Annotated in this window: 17 protein-coding genes; 11 read left to right on the top strand and 6 right to left on the bottom strand. The window is 56.3% G+C overall.

All coding sequences use genetic code 11. The features are described from left to right. Positions 1-167 precede the first annotated feature (167 nt). The 4 genes from OOJ60_RS10140 to iadA all read left to right on the top strand — a co-directional run bounded on the left by OOJ60_RS10140 (position 168) and on the right by iadA (position 3,688). Positions 168-1,232, top strand: a complete 1,065-nt coding sequence (locus OOJ60_RS10140) for an AI-2E family transporter (RefSeq protein ID WP_042290921.1) — start codon at positions 168-170, stop codon at positions 1,230-1,232. Between the two features lie 158 nt (positions 1,233-1,390). Beyond that, complete coding sequence (locus tag OOJ60_RS10135) at positions 1,391-2,050, top strand: nucleoside recognition domain-containing protein (RefSeq protein ID WP_042290919.1); 660 nt, start codon at positions 1,391-1,393, stop codon at positions 2,048-2,050. Between the two features lies 1 nt (position 2,051). Next, on the top strand, positions 2,052-2,513 hold the full coding sequence (locus OOJ60_RS10130; protein WP_205612505.1) for a YjiG family protein: 462 nt from the start codon (positions 2,052-2,054) through the stop codon (positions 2,511-2,513). Positions 2,514-2,524: 11 nt separating this feature from the next. Further along, entirely contained in the window at positions 2,525-3,688 is a 1,164-nt protein-coding gene (iadA, locus tag OOJ60_RS10125) for a beta-aspartyl-peptidase (RefSeq protein ID WP_200035801.1), read from the top strand. Positions 3,689-3,736: 48 nt separating this feature from the next. Here the strand turns inward: iadA and bcp are convergent, their stop codons facing one another. Beyond that, the gene (gene bcp, locus OOJ60_RS10120; protein ID WP_012906615.1) at positions 3,737-4,207 is read right to left on the bottom strand and encodes a thioredoxin-dependent thiol peroxidase; all 471 of its coding nucleotides are present in this window, start codon (positions 4,205-4,207) and stop codon (positions 3,737-3,739) included. Continuing rightward, positions 4,207-4,779: a glycine cleavage system transcriptional repressor gene (locus OOJ60_RS10115; protein ID WP_042290914.1), complete on the bottom strand. Its 573-nt coding sequence runs from the start codon at positions 4,777-4,779 to the stop codon at positions 4,207-4,209. Before OOJ60_RS10115 ends, bcp begins: the two co-directional genes overlap by 1 nt. 145 nt (positions 4,780-4,924) lie before the next feature. Between OOJ60_RS10115 and dapA the strand changes: the two genes are divergently transcribed. The 6 genes from dapA to ypfH all read left to right on the top strand — a co-directional run bounded on the left by dapA (position 4,925) and on the right by ypfH (position 11,452). Next, positions 4,925-5,803 (top strand): 4-hydroxy-tetrahydrodipicolinate synthase, encoded by an 879-nt coding sequence (dapA, locus tag OOJ60_RS10110; protein ID WP_181822768.1) that lies wholly within the window; start codon positions 4,925-4,927, stop codon positions 5,801-5,803. Between the two features lie 16 nt (positions 5,804-5,819). Then, positions 5,820-6,854: an outer membrane protein assembly factor BamC gene (gene bamC / locus OOJ60_RS10105; RefSeq protein WP_205612504.1), complete on the top strand. Its 1,035-nt coding sequence runs from the start codon at positions 5,820-5,822 to the stop codon at positions 6,852-6,854. Between the two features lie 110 nt (positions 6,855-6,964). Further along, positions 6,965-7,678 carry a phosphoribosylaminoimidazolesuccinocarboxamide synthase gene (gene purC, locus OOJ60_RS10100; RefSeq protein WP_042290911.1) on the top strand — a complete coding sequence of 238 codons (714 nt, stop codon included), beginning with the start codon at positions 6,965-6,967 and terminating at the stop codon, positions 7,676-7,678. A 111-nt stretch (positions 7,679-7,789) separates the two neighbouring features. Further along, entirely contained in the window at positions 7,790-8,656 is an 867-nt protein-coding gene (gene ypfJ / locus OOJ60_RS10095) for a KPN_02809 family neutral zinc metallopeptidase (protein ID WP_181822769.1), read from the top strand. Between the two features lie 14 nt (positions 8,657-8,670). Next, the gene (locus OOJ60_RS10090; protein WP_205612503.1) at positions 8,671-10,680 is read left to right on the top strand and encodes a tRNA(Met) cytidine acetyltransferase TmcA; all 2,010 of its coding nucleotides are present in this window, start codon (positions 8,671-8,673) and stop codon (positions 10,678-10,680) included. Between the two features lie 73 nt (positions 10,681-10,753). Further along, a complete protein-coding gene (gene ypfH, locus OOJ60_RS10085; protein ID WP_042290906.1) occupies positions 10,754-11,452 on the top strand; it encodes an esterase in 699 nt (232 codons plus the stop codon). A 100-nt stretch (positions 11,453-11,552) separates the two neighbouring features. On the opposite strand, the gene OOJ60_RS10080 is transcribed toward ypfH, so the two are convergent. The 3 genes from OOJ60_RS10080 to OOJ60_RS10070 are packed head-to-tail and all read right to left on the bottom strand — an operon-like array spanning position 11,553 to position 13,267. Beyond that, the gene (locus OOJ60_RS10080; RefSeq protein WP_042290905.1) at positions 11,553-11,753 is read right to left on the bottom strand and encodes a YpfN family protein; all 201 of its coding nucleotides are present in this window, start codon (positions 11,751-11,753) and stop codon (positions 11,553-11,555) included. Between the two features lie 26 nt (positions 11,754-11,779). After that, on the bottom strand, positions 11,780-12,907 hold the full coding sequence (gene dapE / locus OOJ60_RS10075) for a succinyl-diaminopimelate desuccinylase (RefSeq protein ID WP_205612502.1): 1,128 nt from the start codon (positions 12,905-12,907) through the stop codon (positions 11,780-11,782). Positions 12,908-12,910: 3 nt separating this feature from the next. After that, positions 12,911-13,267: an ArsC family reductase gene (locus OOJ60_RS10070; RefSeq protein ID WP_205612501.1), complete on the bottom strand. Its 357-nt coding sequence runs from the start codon at positions 13,265-13,267 to the stop codon at positions 12,911-12,913. Positions 13,268-13,661: 394 nt separating this feature from the next. Here OOJ60_RS10070 and ypfM point away from each other — a divergent pair, with 394 nt between their 5' ends. Beyond that, positions 13,662-13,721 carry a protein YpfM gene (ypfM, locus tag OOJ60_RS10065; RefSeq protein WP_001386977.1) on the top strand — a complete coding sequence of 20 codons (60 nt, stop codon included), beginning with the start codon at positions 13,662-13,664 and terminating at the stop codon, positions 13,719-13,721. A gap of 92 nt (positions 13,722-13,813) precedes the next feature. On the opposite strand, the gene acrD is transcribed toward ypfM, so the two are convergent. Continuing rightward, positions 13,814-16,927, bottom strand: coding sequence for a multidrug efflux RND transporter permease AcrD (acrD, locus tag OOJ60_RS10060; RefSeq protein WP_042290900.1), 3,114 nt, complete (start codon positions 16,925-16,927; stop codon positions 13,814-13,816). Positions 16,928-17,041 lie beyond the last annotated feature (114 nt).

Here is a 17,041-nt window from a genome sequence, read left to right as displayed (position 1 = left end):
TCCCGCTCTGCCTGCAAGGGCAGTGTAGCGGTGAAACCTGCGGATGAATACCCTGCACAAATGACTTTTCAGTTTCCTGAATCAGTCATAAAAAGCGAAGTCTTTTTTGTGACATTTCGATACAATTCGGGATCGCAATCCCGCTAATGAGGTTCAGGGAAGGTTTTATGCTCGAAATGTTGATGCAATGGTATCGCCGTCGCTTTAGCGACCCGGAGGCGATTGCTTTGCTGGTGATCCTGGTTGCCGGTTTCGGCATCCTTTTCTTTTTTAGCGGATTACTGGCTCCGCTGCTGGTGTCTATCGTGCTGGCTTATTTACTCGAGTGGCCGACCGTCCGCCTGGAGAAGATCGGCTGTTCACGCCGCTGGGCGACGTCGATTGTGCTGGTACTGTTTGTAGGCATTTTACTGCTTATGGCGTTTGTGGTGATGCCGGTGGCCTGGCAGCAGGGGATATACCTGATCCGCGACATGCCCGGCATGTTGAATAAACTCTCTGATTTCGCCGCGACATTGCCGCGTCGTTATCCTGCGTTAATGGACGCGGGCATCATTGACGCCATGGCGGAAAACATGCGTACCCGCATGCTGACGATGGGCGATTCCGTAGTGAAATACTCACTGGCGTCTCTGGTTGGCCTGCTGACCCTGGCGGTTTATCTGGTGCTGGTGCCGCTGATGGTGTTTTTCCTGCTGAAGGACAAAGAGCAGATGCTGAATGCGGTGCGCCGGGTGCTACCGCGCAACCGTGGGCTGGCGGGGCAGGTCTGGAAAGAGATGAATCAGCAAATCACCAACTACATCCGCGGGAAAGTGCTGGAAATGGTGGTGGTGGGTGTGGCGACCTGGCTGGGCTTCCTGCTGTTTGGCCTGAACTATTCGCTACTGCTGGCGGTGCTGGTCGGCTTTTCGGTTCTTATCCCCTATATCGGCGCCTTCGTGGTGACGATCCCGGTAGTGGGCGTGGCGCTGTTTCAGTTTGGTCTGGGGACCGAGTTCTGGAGCTGTTTCGCGGTCTATTTGATCATCCAGGCGCTTGACGGAAACTTGCTGGTGCCGGTTTTGTTCTCTGAAGCGGTGAATCTGCACCCGTTGGTGATCATTCTCTCCGTGGTCATTTTTGGCGGCCTGTGGGGTTTCTGGGGCGTTTTCTTCGCGATTCCGTTAGCGACCTTAATTAAAGCGGTGGTCCATGCCTGGCCTGATGCGCAGCGCGTTGACGCAGCGTAACTCTTTTCATCCGGTAACGTTCTGTTACCGGATTGCTTCTCCCCTCTAAATGTTTTCTGAATATACCGCCACGCTGTCGTTTTTCGTCCTTTTTGTCTTTAACGTGACCCGGGTGATGAATTTTTGTCACGCATGGAAAAGACCGACAGGAGAAAAAAATGGGTCACAACACACACACGCAACAGAAACCGGGGTGGGGCGGTTATCTCGCCTTTTTCATTACGATTCTCTTTTTTTCAGGGATGTTTGCGAAAAGCACGGAATGGTGGCGGGTTTTCGATTTTACCGTGCTCAACGGCACGTTTGGTCAGATCAACGCGGCGGGAGATAAAGCCCTCTCGTTTCGCGGGATCGGTGGAACGGGAGCAAAAGACGGATTTCTTTTCGCCCTCGAACTCGCGCCGTCGGTCATTCTGTCGTTAGGGATTATTTCGGTGACGGAAGGGCTGGGTGGCCTGCGCGCCGCCCAACAGTTGATGACGCCCGTTCTGCGTCCTTTACTGGGGATTCCAGGGATTTGCTCGCTGGCGTTGATTGCGAACCTGCAAAATACCGACGCTGCGGCAGGGATGACCAAAGAAATGGCGGAAGAGGGGCTCATTACCGGGCAGGAGCGCGCGATTTTCGCCACCTGGCAAACCAGCGGTAGCGCCTGCATAACCAATTATTTTTCTTCTGGCGCAGCGCTGTTCACCATGATTACCGTGCCGGTCATTACCCCGCTGGCGGTGATACTGGTCTTTAAGTTTGTCGGCGCGAATCTGTTAAGGCTGTGGATATCGCTGCTGGAAAATCGTCGTCTGCAACGGGAGGCCTGAGATGAGCGCGCAGGTACGTAAAAATGTCATGGATATGTTTATCGACGGCGCGCGGCGCGGTTTTACCATCGCCACTACCAGCCTTCTTCCCAACGTGGTGATGGCGTTTGTCATTATCCAGGCGCTGACGGTGACAGGACTGCTTGATATCGTTGGCCGCGTCTGCGAGCCGGTGATGGCGCTCTGGGGCTTGCCAGGCGAGTCTGCCACCGTACTGCTGGCTGCGGTAATGAGCATGGGCGGTGGCGTAGGCGTTTGCGCGAGCCTGGTGGTGGCGGGATCGCTGACGGGGCATGACGCGACCGTCCTTTTACCTGCGATCTACCTGATGGGCAACCCGGTACAAAACGTCGGACGCTGCCTCGGGACATCGGGTGTCGATCCGCGGTATTATCCGCACATCATCGCCGTGTGCGTGATTAACGCGCTGGTGTCGATCTGGGTCATGCAACTTATTGTTTAACAAGGAAGGTTATGAACTGTTCAATTCTGAACCTGACGCTGTTTCAGCGTGGACATGTCTACGCCCCTGACGATCTTGGCGTACAGGATATTCTCGTCGCCAGCGGCAAAATCGTGGCGATTGCTCCCACTATCGCGCCGGGCGATTTTCCTGGCTGCCAGTGTATTGATCTGGCAGGCGCCGTTGTCTGCCCGGGTTTTATCGACCAGCATGTGCACCTGATTGGCGGCGGAGGCGAAGCGGGGCCTCATACCCGCACGCCGGAAGTGCGTTTGTCGCGGCTGGTGGAGGCCGGGATCACGTCCGTAGTCGGGTTACTGGGGACTGATGGGATAACCCGCCATCCGGAGTCGCTCCTCGCGAAGACCCGCGCGCTGGAAACGGAAGGTATCAGCGCGTGGATGCTCACCGGCGCCTACTCGCTGCCCTCTCCGACCCTCACCGGCAGCGTCGATCGTGACGTGGCGCTGATCGATAAGGTCATTGGGGTGAAGTGCGCGATTTCCGATCACCGCTCGTCTGCCCCGGACGCCGCCGCGCTGGCCAATATGGCCGCACAGGCGCGCGTCGGCGGACTACTGGGGCAGAAAGCGGGCGTGAGCGTGTTTCATATGGGCAGTAGCCCCAGGATGCTCGAGCCGTTGTATGAGATCCTCGCGAATGCCGATGTGCCCATCACAAAACTCCTGCCAACACATGTTAACCGCGCCGAGTCGCTGTTCCATGCGGCGCTGGAATATGCGCACGACGGTGGCTATATCGACATCACCAGCAGCATTGATGAGCCTGTCGATCCCGCCACGGCGATCGTTACCGCGCTACAGAATGATGTTCCGTTGTCGCGTCTCACCCTCAGTTCAGATGGTAACGGCAGCCAGCCGGAGTTTGATGAAAACGGCAATCTGATCGGCATCGGCGTGGCGGGATTCGACTCGCTGGCACAGACGCTGCGCCAGTTAGTCACTATTCATCATCTGCCGCTGGAGCAGGCGTTGTGCCCGCTTACGCGTACGGTGGCCGAATTCCTGGGCCTTGCCCATAAAGGCCGGTTAGCGGTCGGATGCGACGCTGATATTCTGGTGCTTAATGAAGCGCTGGAAGTGACACATCTGTGGGCGAAAGGCAAAGTCATGGTGCGGGACAAAAAAGCGTGCGTAAAAGGCACGTTTGAGTAAAACGCGTGGCAGCCGGCCTACAAAAGATAGCCTGTAGGCCGGTAACGGTCAGGCGTTTTCTTTCAGCCAGTTCAGCACGACATCGTGGTGATTGCTGGTTTTGAAGTCGTCGAAAACGTGTTCAACTTTACCGTCTGCGTCGATCAAAAAGCTGATGCGGTGAATACCGTCATAGGTTTTCCCCATAAAGGATTTCTCACCCCAGACGCCAAACTGTTCGCAAACCTGATGATCTTCGTCAGACAGCAGGGTAAAGTTCAGCAGTTCTTTTTCGGCAAAACGGGAAAGTTTTTCGGGTTTGTCGGTGCTGATACCCAGCACATCCACGCCCGCCTTTTTCAACTCATCCATGTTATCGCGTAGGCCGCAGGCCTGAACGGTACAGCCCGGCGTCATGGCTTTCGGATAGAAATAGACCAGAACACGCTGTCCCTGGAAGTCGGTCAAATTTACTTGTTCCCCGTCTTGATCCGGCAAGCTAAATTTCGGTGCGATGTCACCGGCTTTCAGTGGATTCATTACTTAACTCCATCCTGTTCATCATGTTGTGAATAATTAACAACGTTAATACTGCCTTGTGCATTGAGTTCTGTACATAGGGCTTTAAACGCCTGCTCGATATTTTCCGCATCGTGTGATGCCGGACTGTGCGCCGTAATCTGCACGTGCAGCTGCGCAGGCGTTTCATTTTCAGCGGGTTGCGTGCGCGAAACCAGTTCCGCAATGTTCATTTGATGGCTATCAAACAGGGCTGTAAAACGCTCAATTAAATGAGGTGAATCCGGCACATCGACCTGAACCCATACTGTGGCGGGCATCGGCGGACGAGGACGGGCAGTGGTGCGCTTCATCACTATCAATAAATCCAGCTCTGCGCCTTTTAACGGCAAGGTCGACTCGATCAGGGTGATGGCATTCCAGCTACCGGACAGCAGCATGATAAACGTAAACTCCTCACCCAGCATGGCCAGTCGGCTGTCTTCAATATTGCAGCCACAACTGCTCACATGACGGGTGATCGTGTTCACAATTCCCGGGCGATCGGCACCCAGCGCAGTAATAACCAAATAATGTTGCGATGAAGGTGTCAAACCTGTTCTTCCTTTGATAGGTGGGGTAATCATAAGGAAAGCATAAAAAAAACCGGCATACAACAACCAGAAGGGCTCTGGTCACTTGCTTTTATTACCGTACCAAACGTACCATTGAGACACTTGTTTGCACAGAGGATGGCCCATGTTCACGGGAAGTATTGTCGCGCTTGTTACGCCGATGGATGAGAAAGGTAATGTCTGCCGGTCAAGCCTGAAAAAACTGATTGATTATCATGTCGCCAGCGGCACCTCGGCGATCGTTTCTGTGGGTACCACCGGCGAATCCGCTACGCTGAGCCATGATGAACATGGCGACGTGGTGATGATGACCCTGGAGTTAGCCGATGGCCGTATCCCGGTGATTGCCGGAACGGGCGCCAATGCGACCGCAGAAGCCATTAGTCTGACGCAGCGTTTCAATGACAGCGGAATTGTCGGCTGCCTGACGGTGACGCCGTATTATAACCGTCCGACGCAGGAAGGGTTGTTCCAGCATTTCAAAGCCATCGCGGAACATACTGACCTGCCACAAATTCTGTATAATGTGCCATCCCGTACCGGCTGCGATATGCTGCCGGAAACCGTAGGCCGTCTGGCGGAATTGAAAAATATTGTCGCCATTAAAGAGGCCACGGGGAACTTAAGTCGCGTTCATCAGATCAAAGAGCGGGTTTCTGACGATTTTCTGCTGCTTAGCGGCGACGATGCGACCGCGATGGACTTTATGCAGTTAGGCGGTCATGGCGTAATCTCCGTTACCTCTAACGTCGCCGCGCGCGACATGGCGGAAATGTGCAAGCTGGCGGCGGAAGGGCGTTTTGCCGAAGCGCGGGCGATCAACCAGCGTCTGATGCCGTTACACAACAAACTGTTTGTCGAACCCAACCCGATCCCAGTGAAATGGGCATGTAAGGCGTTGGGCCTTGTGGCGACCGATACGCTGCGCCTGCCAATGACGCCGATCACGGACAAAGGTCGTGACATCGTCGAAGCGGCGCTCAAGCACGCCGGTTTGCTGTAAAGTTTAGGGAGATTTGATGGCTTACTCAGTACAAAAGTCGCGCCTGGCCAGGGTTGCGGGTGTTTCGCTTGTTTTGCTGCTCGCTGCCTGTAGTTCTGATTCGCGCTACAAGCGCCAGGTGAGCGGTGATGAATCCTATCTGGATGCCGCACCGCTTGCTGAACTCCATGCTCCAGAGGGTATGATTCTGCCGGTGACCACGGGTGACTATAACATTCCGGTGACCAACGGCAGCGGCGCTGTCGGAAAAGCGCTGGACATCCGTCCGCCTGCTCAGCCGCTGGCGCTGGTTAGCGGGGCGCGTACCCAGTTTGCTGGCGATACCGCAACGCTGCTGGTGGAAAACGGACGCGGTAATACGCTGTGGCCGCAGGTCGTTAGCGTGATTCAGTCTAAAAACTACACGATTGAAAAGCGTGACGACGCCAGCCAGACCCTGACAACCGACTGGGTTGAATGGAACCGTCTTGATGAAGACCAGCAGTACCGTGGCCGTTATCAGATTTCGGTGAAACCGCAGGGCTATCAGCAGGCGGTGATGGTGAAACTGGTTAATCTGGAACAGGCGGGTAAGCCGGTTGCTGACGCCGCTTCACTGCAACGTTACAGCGCGGAAATGATGAACGTTATTTCCGCGGGTCTTGATAAGACCGCGAATGACGCCGCGAACGCCGCGCAGAACCGCTCCGCCGCTACTATGGATGTGCAGAGCGCCGCGGATGAGACCGGTTTACCGATGCTGGTCGTGCGTGGTCCGTTCAACGTTGTCTGGCAGCGTCTGCCCGCCGCGCTGGAGAAGGCAGGCATGAAGGTAACCGACAGCACCCGCTCTCAGGGCAGCATGGCGGTGACGTACAAACCGCTGTCTGATAGCGACTGGCGTGAGCTGGGCGCAAGCGATCCGGGCCTGGCGTCCGGCGACTATAAGCTGCAGGTCGGTGACTTAGACAACCGCAGCAGCATGCAGTTTATCGATCCGAAGGGGCATACCCTGACGCAGAGCCAGAACGACGCGCTGGTGGCCGTCTTCCAGGCAGCGTTTAGCAAGTAAAAATACAGGGCTGGAGAAATCCGGCCCTTTTTATTTTCGTGCTACGCAAACGTGTGCGTGGCATAATGTTTCCCGTTTCGACTACAAATTCACACCCAGGAGTATTGAAGATGCAAAAGCAAGCTGAGTTGTATCGTGGTAAAGCGAAGACCGTATACAGCACGGAAAACCCGGATCTGTTGGTGCTCGAATTCCGCAATGATACGTCAGCAGGGGATGGCGCGCGCATTGAACAGTTTGATCGTAAGGGCATGGTGAACAACAAGTTCAACCACTTTATCATGACCAAACTGGCAGAGGCCGGTATCCCGACGCAAATGGAGCGCCTGCTCTCAGACACCGAATGTCTGGTAAAAAAACTGGATATGGTGCCGGTAGAGTGCGTGGTGCGTAACCGTGCTGCTGGCTCTCTGGTCAAACGCCTGGGTATTGAAGAAGGCATCGAATTGAATCCGCCACTGTTCGATCTGTTTCTGAAAAACGATGCGATGCACGATCCGATGGTGAACGATTCTTACTGCGAAACCTTCGGCTGGGTGAGCAAAGAGAACCTGGCGCGCATGAAAGAGTTGACCTACAAAGCCAATGACGTGCTGAAGAAGTTGTTTGATGACGCAGGTCTGATCCTTGTCGACTTCAAGCTGGAGTTTGGTCTGTACAAAGGTGAAGTGGTGCTCGGTGATGAATTCTCGCCGGACGGCAGCCGTCTGTGGGATAAAGAGACCCTCGACAAGATGGACAAGGACCGTTTCCGTCAGAGCCTGGGCGGCCTGATTGAAGCCTACGAAACCGTTGCGCGTCGTCTGGGCGTGAATCTCGACTAACAGACCCAGCGGGCCGGGGCTTTTTCTCCGGCTCGCTTGCGCTTTCCAGTGGTAATCTTGTGCTGAACCGCCTACGATCATCATCATAATGAATAGAGAGATGAGGTGATTATGCGCTGGCAAGGGCGACGTGAAAGTGACAATGTGGAAGACCGACGCAGCCGTTCTGGCGGCGGCCCGTCTCTGGGCGGTCCGGGTTTTCGTTTGCCGAGCGGAAAAGGCGGTCTGGTCCTGCTGATTGTCGTTCTGGTCGCAGGCTATTATGGGGTCGACCTGACGGGCTTAATGACCGGGCAGCCGGTTTCGCAGCAACAATCTTCACGCTCCATCAGTCCAAACGACGATGAAGCGGCCAAGTTTACCTCCGTGATTCTGGCGACAACGGAAGACACCTGGGGACAGCAGTTTGAAAAAATGGGGCGTACCTACCAGCAGCCTAAGCTGGTGATGTACCGCGGCGCTACGCGCACCGGATGCGGCACCGGGCAGTCCATTATGGGACCGTTCTACTGTCCGGCGGACGGTACGGTCTATATCGATCTTTCCTTCTATGACGAAATGAAAAACAAGCTGGGCGCGGACGGCGATTTCGCTCAGGGCTACGTTATTGCGCATGAAGTCGGTCACCATATCCAGAAACTGTTAGGCATTGAGCCAAAAGTTCGCCAGCTGCAGCAAAATGCCTCGCAGGCGGAAGTTAACCGTCTTTCCGTGAGAATGGAACTGCAGGCTGACTGCTTTGCGGGCGTCTGGGGTCACAACATGCAGCAGCAGGGCGTACTGGAGGCTGGCGATTTGCAAGAAGCGCTGAATGCCGCCGAAGCCATTGGCGACGATCGTCTGCAGCAACAAAGCCAGGGACGCGTGGTACCGGACAGCTTCACTCACGGCACGTCTGAACAGCGCTACACCTGGTTTAAACGCGGCTTCGACAGCGGCGATCCGGCGCAGTGTAATACCTTCGGCAAAGCGCTCTGATTGCAGAGGCAGGGATGTCCGACGTTATGACGCTGAATGCGCTCACCGCGCAGTTGGCGCGCGAGGGGATCCGCCGCCTGCTGGTGCTGAGCGGCGAGAATGACTGGTGCCGGGAACAGGCGTTGCGCCTGCGGGCACAGCTTCCCGGCGACTGGCTCTGGGTTTCGGACGATGCGCCCTCGGCGCCCTGCTGTTTGCCGCAGGCGCTGCAAACCCTGCTGGGTCGAGAATTCCGTCATGCGGTTTTTGATGCGCGTCAGGGGCTGGATGCGGCGGCGTTCGCAGCCTTAAGCGGTACGCTGCGCGCGGGAAGCTGGCTGGTCCTGTTGGTTCCGCCGCTGGCGCGTTGGTCCACGCAACCGGATGCGGATTCGCTTCGCTGGAGCGACTGCGCTCAGCCCATCCCGACGCCCAATTTTGTTCGCCATTTCTGCCATGTCCTCCTCTCTGACGGGGAGACGCTGTGCTGGCAGCAACATCAGCCGTTTACCGTCCCGCATTTTCCGCAGCGTCCTGCGTGGCAGCCTGCCAGCGGTGAGCCGTTGCCGGAACAAGCCGCCCTTCTGGCGAAACTGTCAACGATGCCGGAAGGCATTGCCGCCGCGATCGCCGCCCGCGGTCGCGGCAAGTCCGCCCTGGCGGGCCAGCTGATTGCGCGTATTGCCGGGACGGCGATCGTCACCGCGCCTGCGAAAGCGGCAACGGACGTGCTGGCGCAGTTTGCTGGCGATAAATTCTGCTTTTACTCACCGGATGCGCTGCTGGCAGCCGACGTACGCGCCGACTGGCTGATCGTGGACGAAGCGGCCGCGATCCCCGCGCCGCTCCTGCACCGCCTTGTATCGCGTTTCCCCCGCGTCTTATTGACCACCACCGTTCAGGGCTACGAAGGCACCGGACGCGGATTTTTGCTTAAGTTTTGCGCCCGTTTTCCGACGCTTCAACGCTTCGAACTCCAGCACCCCGTTCGCTGGGCCAAAGGGTGTCCGCTGGAGAAAACCGTCAGCGACGCGCTGGTATTTGACGATGACGATTTTGCCACTTTGCCGCAGGGTGACGTAACCATCACCCCTTTTGAGCAAAAAAGCTGGCGAACGCGCCCGGCGCTACCGCTGGCGGCTTACCGGCTGCTTTCCGGCGCGCACTATCGCACCTCGCCGTTGGACCTGCGCCGGATGATGGATGCGCCGGGGCAGCATTTTTTTCAGGCAAGCTGCGCCGGACAAACCGTTGGCGCGCTATGGCTGGTGGATGAAGGCGGGCTGAGCGGTGAACTCAGCCAGGCCGTCTGGGCGGGTTACCGTCGGCCTCGCGGAAATCTCGTGGCGCAGTCGCTGGCGGCGCACGGCGGCGATCCGCTGGCCGCCACGCTGACCGGTCGTCGTGTCAGCCGGATAGCCATTCATCCCGGTCGGCAGGGAGAGGGTATTGGTCAGCAACTGATTGCCCAGGCCCATGATGCCCCCTGTGACTACCTTTCCGTTAGCTTTGGCTACACGCCGCTGCTTTGGCGTTTCTGGCAGCGCTGCGGCTTCATTCTGGTCCGCATGGGGAATCACAAAGAAGCCAGCAGCGGCTGTTACGCCGCGATGGCGATACTGCCGTTAACGGCGGCTGGAAAACGACTCGCGAATGAGGAGCATGGGCGTTTACGCCGCGATGCGGAAGTCCTTAGTCAATGGAATGGCGAGACGATTCCGGTAGACCCCCTCAAAACGTCTACGCTTAATGAAGATGACTGGCGCGCCCTGTCTGGTTTTGCCTTTGCTCACCGGCCATTGCTCACCTCGCTTGGCTGTCTGAACCGCCTGTTGGCCTCCTGTACGCTGCCACTCCCGGCGCTGCGGGGCGGCATACAGGATCGACATAGTGACGCGCAGCTGTGCGGCGCACTGAGGCTTTCGGGGCGCAAAGCGTTATTGAGGCAACAACGGGACGAGGCGGCGCAGGCGCTTGCCGCGTTAGATGATGAACGTTGCCGACAGTACCGCGATCGCATTGTGCAATGGCAATTTTTTCACTAACTCCTTCAATTTTCTGGCATGGTCATTGCGATTGGGGGGCGTAGAATTGACACCCTAAGCTAAGGAGAATGCCATGAAACATGATCATTTTGTTGTTCAACGTCCGGGTAAACCTGCGCAGCAGCTGTTGCTCCTGTTTCATGGCGTTGGAGATAATCCGGTCGCAATGGGCGAGATCGGCTCATGGTTTGCACCCGTCTTTCCGGACGCGCTGGTGGTGAGCGTGGGCGGCATCGAGCCGAGCGGCACAGCGTCGGGACGGCAATGGTTCTCGGTGGACGGGGTGACCGAGGAAAATCGCCAGGCGCGGATAAATGCCGTGATGCCTGCCTTTATTGACACTGTGCGCGAGTGGCAACAGCAGAGCGGCGTCGGAGCTAACGCTACGGCGCTGATCGGTTTTTCGCAGGGGGCGATCATGGCGCTTGAAAGCATCAAGGCTGAGCCAGGCCTGGCTTCCCGCGTGATTGCGTTCAATGGCCGCTACGCCAGCTTGCCGGAAACGGCAACCACCGCGACGACTATCCATCTGATTCATGGCGGTGAAGATCGGGTAATTGAGCTTTCCCATGCGGTGGCGGCGCAAGACGCGCTGCAACGTGCGGGCGGCGACGTGACGCTGGATATCGTGGACGATCTGGGACATGCGATAGACGATCGCAGCATGCAGTTTGCGCTCGACCATTTACGCTACACCGTGCCGAAGCACTATTTTGATGAAGCACTCAGCGGCGGGACGCCAAAGGATGACGATATCATCGAGATGATGTAAGTCAGGAGCGGAAAAAAGCGAAATGATGTTTTCCGCCTGGGCGATGAAATGGCCGGAAGGCAACGTCGCCTTTTCCGGCCCCTTTCAGTTCGTAATGGGGTTATTTCTTCGGTTGGTCTTTCTTCGGCCAGTCGTCCTCATCATCCCACTTATCGTTGAAATCACGATGCGGGGGAAGCTCCGGCTTGTTGGCGAGAAATTTTTTATGGTCGACGCGCTTGAGATCTTTTATCACGTTCAGCAGTACGCCTACCAGAAACACCAGTACCAGAATCCACCAATATTTAGCCAGCCAGTCCATGCGCTTTACCTCTTAACGGAACATCATCAGGCGACGAGTTGTTCCATGATACGTTGATACATACGGGCAAGCAGTTGCAGATCGGCGGCGTTTACACATTCATTGATTTTATGAATCGTGGCATTCACCGGGCCGAGCTCCACCACCTGCGCCCCCATGCGGGCAATAAATCGTCCGTCGGATGTCCCGCCCGTGGTCAGTAACTGCGGTTTAATTTCATTATAGTGCTCAATGGCATTCACCACCGCATCCACCAGCTTCCCGCGTGCCGTCAGGAACGGCTGGCCGGAGAGCCACCAGTCGACGGTATAACGCAACTGATGTTTGTCCAGCAGGGCATGAACCCGCTCTTTGATCATCTCATCGGTCAGCTCAGTGCTGAAGCGGAAGTTAAACTGCACAAACAGCTCGCCGGGGATCACATTGTTGCTGCCGGTTCCCGCCTGGATATTGGCGATCTGCATACTGGTGGCCGGGAAGAAATCATTGCCCCGATCCCATTCAATGCCCACCAGTTCGTTGAGCATCGGCGCGGCGCGGTGCACCGGGTTATCCGCCAGATGCGGATAGGCCACGTGTCCTTGCACGCCATGAATCGTCAGGTTACAGGTCAGAGAACCGCGGCGGCCGTTTTTGACGACGTCGCCTACCACTTCGGTGCTCGACGGCTCGCCCACCAGACAATAGTCGAGGCGCTCATTGCGCGCCATCAGCGCTTCCACCACCTTGACGGTGCCGTTCTTCGCGCTGGCTTCTTCATCGGAGGTGATCAGAAACGCCAGGCGTCCTTTGTGGTTGGGATGCTGCGCAACGAAACGTTCTGCCGCCACCACCATGGCCGCCAGCGAACCTTTCATATCCGCCGCGCCGCGACCAAACAACATACCGTCACGAATTGTCGGTTCGAAGGGCGGGTTGATCCAGCGGTCGGCATCACCCGCAGGCACTACATCGGTGTGACCGGCAAACGCTAACGTCTCGCCCTGACCGCGCCATGCCCAAAAATTCTGTGTATCCGCAAAATCCATACGCTCAACGGTAAAACCGATGGCGCGCAGGCGTTCAATCATCAACGCCAGACATCCCGCATCGTCCGGGCTAAGGGAAGGGCGGCGAATAAGCTGCTGTGTCAGCTCAATAACCGGGCACGACATAGACTACACCTCGTCAAAAAACTGCTGATAACTGGATTCACTAAAACCCAGCAGCATAGGCTTCCCGGGCGCGCAGAGCAATGGGCGTTTGATGATTGCCGGCATTTCCAGCATTAACGCGGTGGCTGCTGCGGCATTGGTAATGGCATTGCGTGTGGCTTCATCGAGTTTACGCCAGGTGGTGCCGCGAGTATTCAACAACGCTTCCCAGCCCAGTTCTTCGATAAACGTAGTAAGTAGCGCGGGATCCAGGCCGTCTACGCGGTAGTCATGAAAGCGATAATCCCGGTTTTGCGCCTCCAGCCAGCGGCGGGCTTTTTTAATGGTATCGCAGTTTTTGATGCCGTAAAGGGTAATCATTTGCATCCTTATTATCGTAAACTGATTTTTTAATCAGTAATAATGTTGTGACTGATAATATGATTTGTCATGTAATGGTGATCAGAAAATATATCATTGTTGAAGGAGTGTGAATAATAATTCTCCTGATCTGCGCCGGATCGATGTTTATCGCGATTCGGAATTTACCTCTTGCATCCGGCTGTTTTTTAATCAAAATAAACGCTGCCGATAATAAGGTATGATTGTTTCAAAATATTGCAGTAAGTCACATAAAATTTATGGGTTCAGCGCCATGATGTTTACATCACTTCACGGTCTCCCCGGAGGATGTAATCGCAGCAATCGGCTAATTTAACTTCACCCGGCGTGAAGGTGTTTTGTAGAATACCCATAATAAGAAGCAGAGGTCGTTATGATTGAACGTGAACTGGGGAACTGGAAAGACTTTATCGAAGTTATGCTTCGTAAATAAAATTCTGGAAAGGCATCCAAATAACAGAACAGATCGTGTGAGACGCATCACACTGAAAAGGCGACCCGTTGGCAGGTCGCCTTTTTGTTTGTTTATTCCGGACGCGGCTTCAACGGGAAGCGTCGGCGCACCAGCACGAAAAACAGCGGTACGAAGTAGATAGCCAGAATTGTCGCCGAGATCATCCCGCCCATCACGCCGGTACCGACCGCATGCTGACCCCCCGAGCCTGCGCCGTTGCTGATCGCCATCGGCAGTACGCCGAAGATAAAGGCCAGCGAGGTCATCAGGATAGGTCGCAAGCGCTGGCGACAGGCATGCAGCGTGGCCTCCAGCAGATCGTGTCCTTTTTCGTTCATCTCATTGGCGAATTCCACAATAAGAATGGCGTTTTTCGCTGACAAACCAATCACCGTCAACAGTCCTACCTGGAAATAGACATCGTTTTCCAGACCGCGCATCCAGGTGGCGAGCAGGGCGCCAATCACCCCCAGCGGCACCACCAGCATCACCGAGAACGGCACAGACCAGCTTTCATACAGCGCCGCCAGGCACAGGAATACCACCAGCAGCGAAATGGCGTAAAGGGCGGGCGCCTGTGCGCCGGACAGCCGTTCCTGATACGACATCGCGGTCCACTCAAGCCCAAATCCGGTTGGAAGCTGGCGTACCAGCGACTCCATCACGTCCATCGCCGTACCGGTACTGACGCCAGGCGCCGCCTCGCCGACGATTTCAACGGCGGAGTAGCCATTATAGCGCTCCAGTCGCGGCGAGCCCGTTTCCCAGCGCGAGGTGGCGAAGGCCGAGAAGGGCACCATGCCGCCGCTGTTGTTGCGCACGTACCACAGATTGATGTCTTCCGGCAGCATACGGTATTTCGCCGCCGCCTGAACATACACCTTTTTTACGCGCCCGCGGTCCATAAAGTCGTTGACGTAGCTCGACCCCCAGGCCGTTTGTAACGTATCGTTGATGTCATCAATAGAGACGCCTAGCGCCTGAGCTTTGCGCTGGTCGATATCGATCTGCAACTGCGGGCTGTCGTCCAGACCGTTGTGGCGTACGCGAGTCAACTGGTTGTCGCTCGCCGCAAGCCGCAACAACTGGTCGCGCGCGGCCATCAGGGCATCGTGACCGGCCCCGGCGTGATCCTGCAACTCCATGTCGAAACCCGCAGAGCTGCCCAGGCCGCTGATAGCCGGCGGGCTGCTGGCAAACACCCGCGCCTCTTTAATCTGGTTAAACGCTTTGGTCGCGCGCTCGATAATGGCAAACGATGTGCCGGTCGTGGTGTTGCGCTCGTCCCAGTCTTTTAAACGAATAAACATTCGCGCCACGTTCTGGCCGTTGCCGCCGGGGCCGGAGCCGACGGTGGCAAACACGGACTGGACGTTCTCTTTTTCGTGGGTAAAGAAGTATTTTTCGACCTGCTGTACCACTTTCAGGGTTTGTTGCTGCGTGGAACCGCTCGGCAACTGCACCGAGGTGATGAACATCCCACGATCCTCGAGCGGCAGGAAGGAGGTCGGCAGACGCAGAAACAGCACCACCATTCCCCCGAGCAGCAGCACGTAAATCAACATCCAGCGCAGGCTGCGGTGAAGGATCTTCGCCACGCCTTTTTCGTAGCGCTCGGCGTTACGGTTAAAGGTGCGGTTAAACCAGCCGAAGAAGCCAGTCTGCCCGTGATGCTCCCCTTTATGCAGCGGTTTTAGCAGCGTGGCGCACAGGGCAGGGGTGAGGATCATCGCCACCAGCACCGACAGCACCATCGCCGCGACAATCGTAATGGAGAACTGGCGGTAGATCGCCCCGGTCGTGCCGCCGAAGAATGCCATTGGCACAAATACCGCCGAGAGCACCATCGCGATACCGACCAGCGCCCCCTGAATTTGTCCCATCGACTTACGCGTCGCTTCGCGCGGGGAAAGTCCCTCTTCGCTCATGATGCGTTCGACGTTCTCCACCACCACAATGGCATCATCGACCAGCAGACCGATAGCCAGCACCATCGCGAACATCGTCAGGGTATTGATACTGTAGCCAAAGGCGTAAAGTACCGAGAAGGTCCCCATCAACACCACCGGTACGGCGATGGTGGGGATCAGTGTGGCGCGGAAATTTTGCAGGAACAGATACATCACGAGGAACACCAGCGCGATGGCCTCCAGCAGCGTTTTCACCACATCTTCGATTGAGGCCTTCACGAAGGAGGTGGTTTCATAGGCGACCTTGTATTCCAGCCCGTGCGGAAAATACTGCGCCAGTTCATCCAGCCGCGCGAGCACCTGGGTCGCCGTCGCCATTTCATTCGCGCCAGAGGCCAGTTTTACCCCCAGCCCGGAGGCCGCATGGCCGTTAAAGCGGCTCAGATAATCATACTTTTCCGCCCCCATTTCGACGGTGGCGACGTCTCCCAGCGTCACTTCCGAGCCATCCTGATTCACCCGCAGCGTAATGGCGCGGAACTGTTCGGGGGTTTGCAGTAGCGACTGGGCGTTAATGGTGGCGTTCAGCGCCTGAGTATCAATGGAAGGCGTACCGCCGAGCTGACCCACCGCAATCTGCGCGTTTTGCGATTCAATGGCGTCGGTCACATCTTTCGCGGTCATCTGGTAGCTGTTGAGTTTGGCGGGATCCAGCCAGATACGCATTGAATATGGCGAACCGTAAGCATCAATATCGCCCACGCCGTTAACCCGGCTTAGCGGGTCCTGGATATTACTGGCGACGTAGTCCGCGATGTCCTGCTTATCCATTGAGCCGTCGGTGGAGACGAAGGCGATAGTCAGAATGTTGGTGTCCCCGGTTTTACGCACGGTTACGCCCTGATTCTGCACTGCCTGCGGCAGCTTACGCATGGCCGACTGCAGCTGGTTTTGCACCTGCTGAACCGCCTCATCCGGATCGGTTCCGGCGACAAAGCTCAGCGTCACCGAGGCCTGGCCGGTCCCGCTGCTTTGTGATGACATGTACATCAAATTGTCGAGGCCGGTCATGTTCTGCTCAATGACCTGGGTAACGGTGTTCTCAAGCGTTTGCGCGGATGCGCCCGGATAGTTAGCGGTGATGCGCACGTTGGGCGGCGCAAGGTCCGGATACTGCTCAATAGGCAAAGAAAAAATAGCCAGGGTTCCTGTCAGGCACAACAGGATAGCCAGCACCCAGGCAAAAATGGGGCGATCGATAAAGAAATTCGCCATCAGAAAGAGGACCTCATTTTTCTTGATAACTTATCGGTGTGATGTGCTTCACTGTAGCGGCAAGGCACAAACCAAACGTGGAGAAAAAAAGGAGATAATGTAAATTATCATGCC

The sequence above is a fragment of the Citrobacter sp. R4 genome (assembly GCF_026719175.1).
GTDB lineage: Bacteria > Pseudomonadota > Gammaproteobacteria > Enterobacterales > Enterobacteriaceae > Citrobacter_A > Citrobacter_A sedlakii.
Note: the sequence above shows the minus strand (reverse complement) of the source record. Positions and strands in the feature narration are given on the sequence as shown.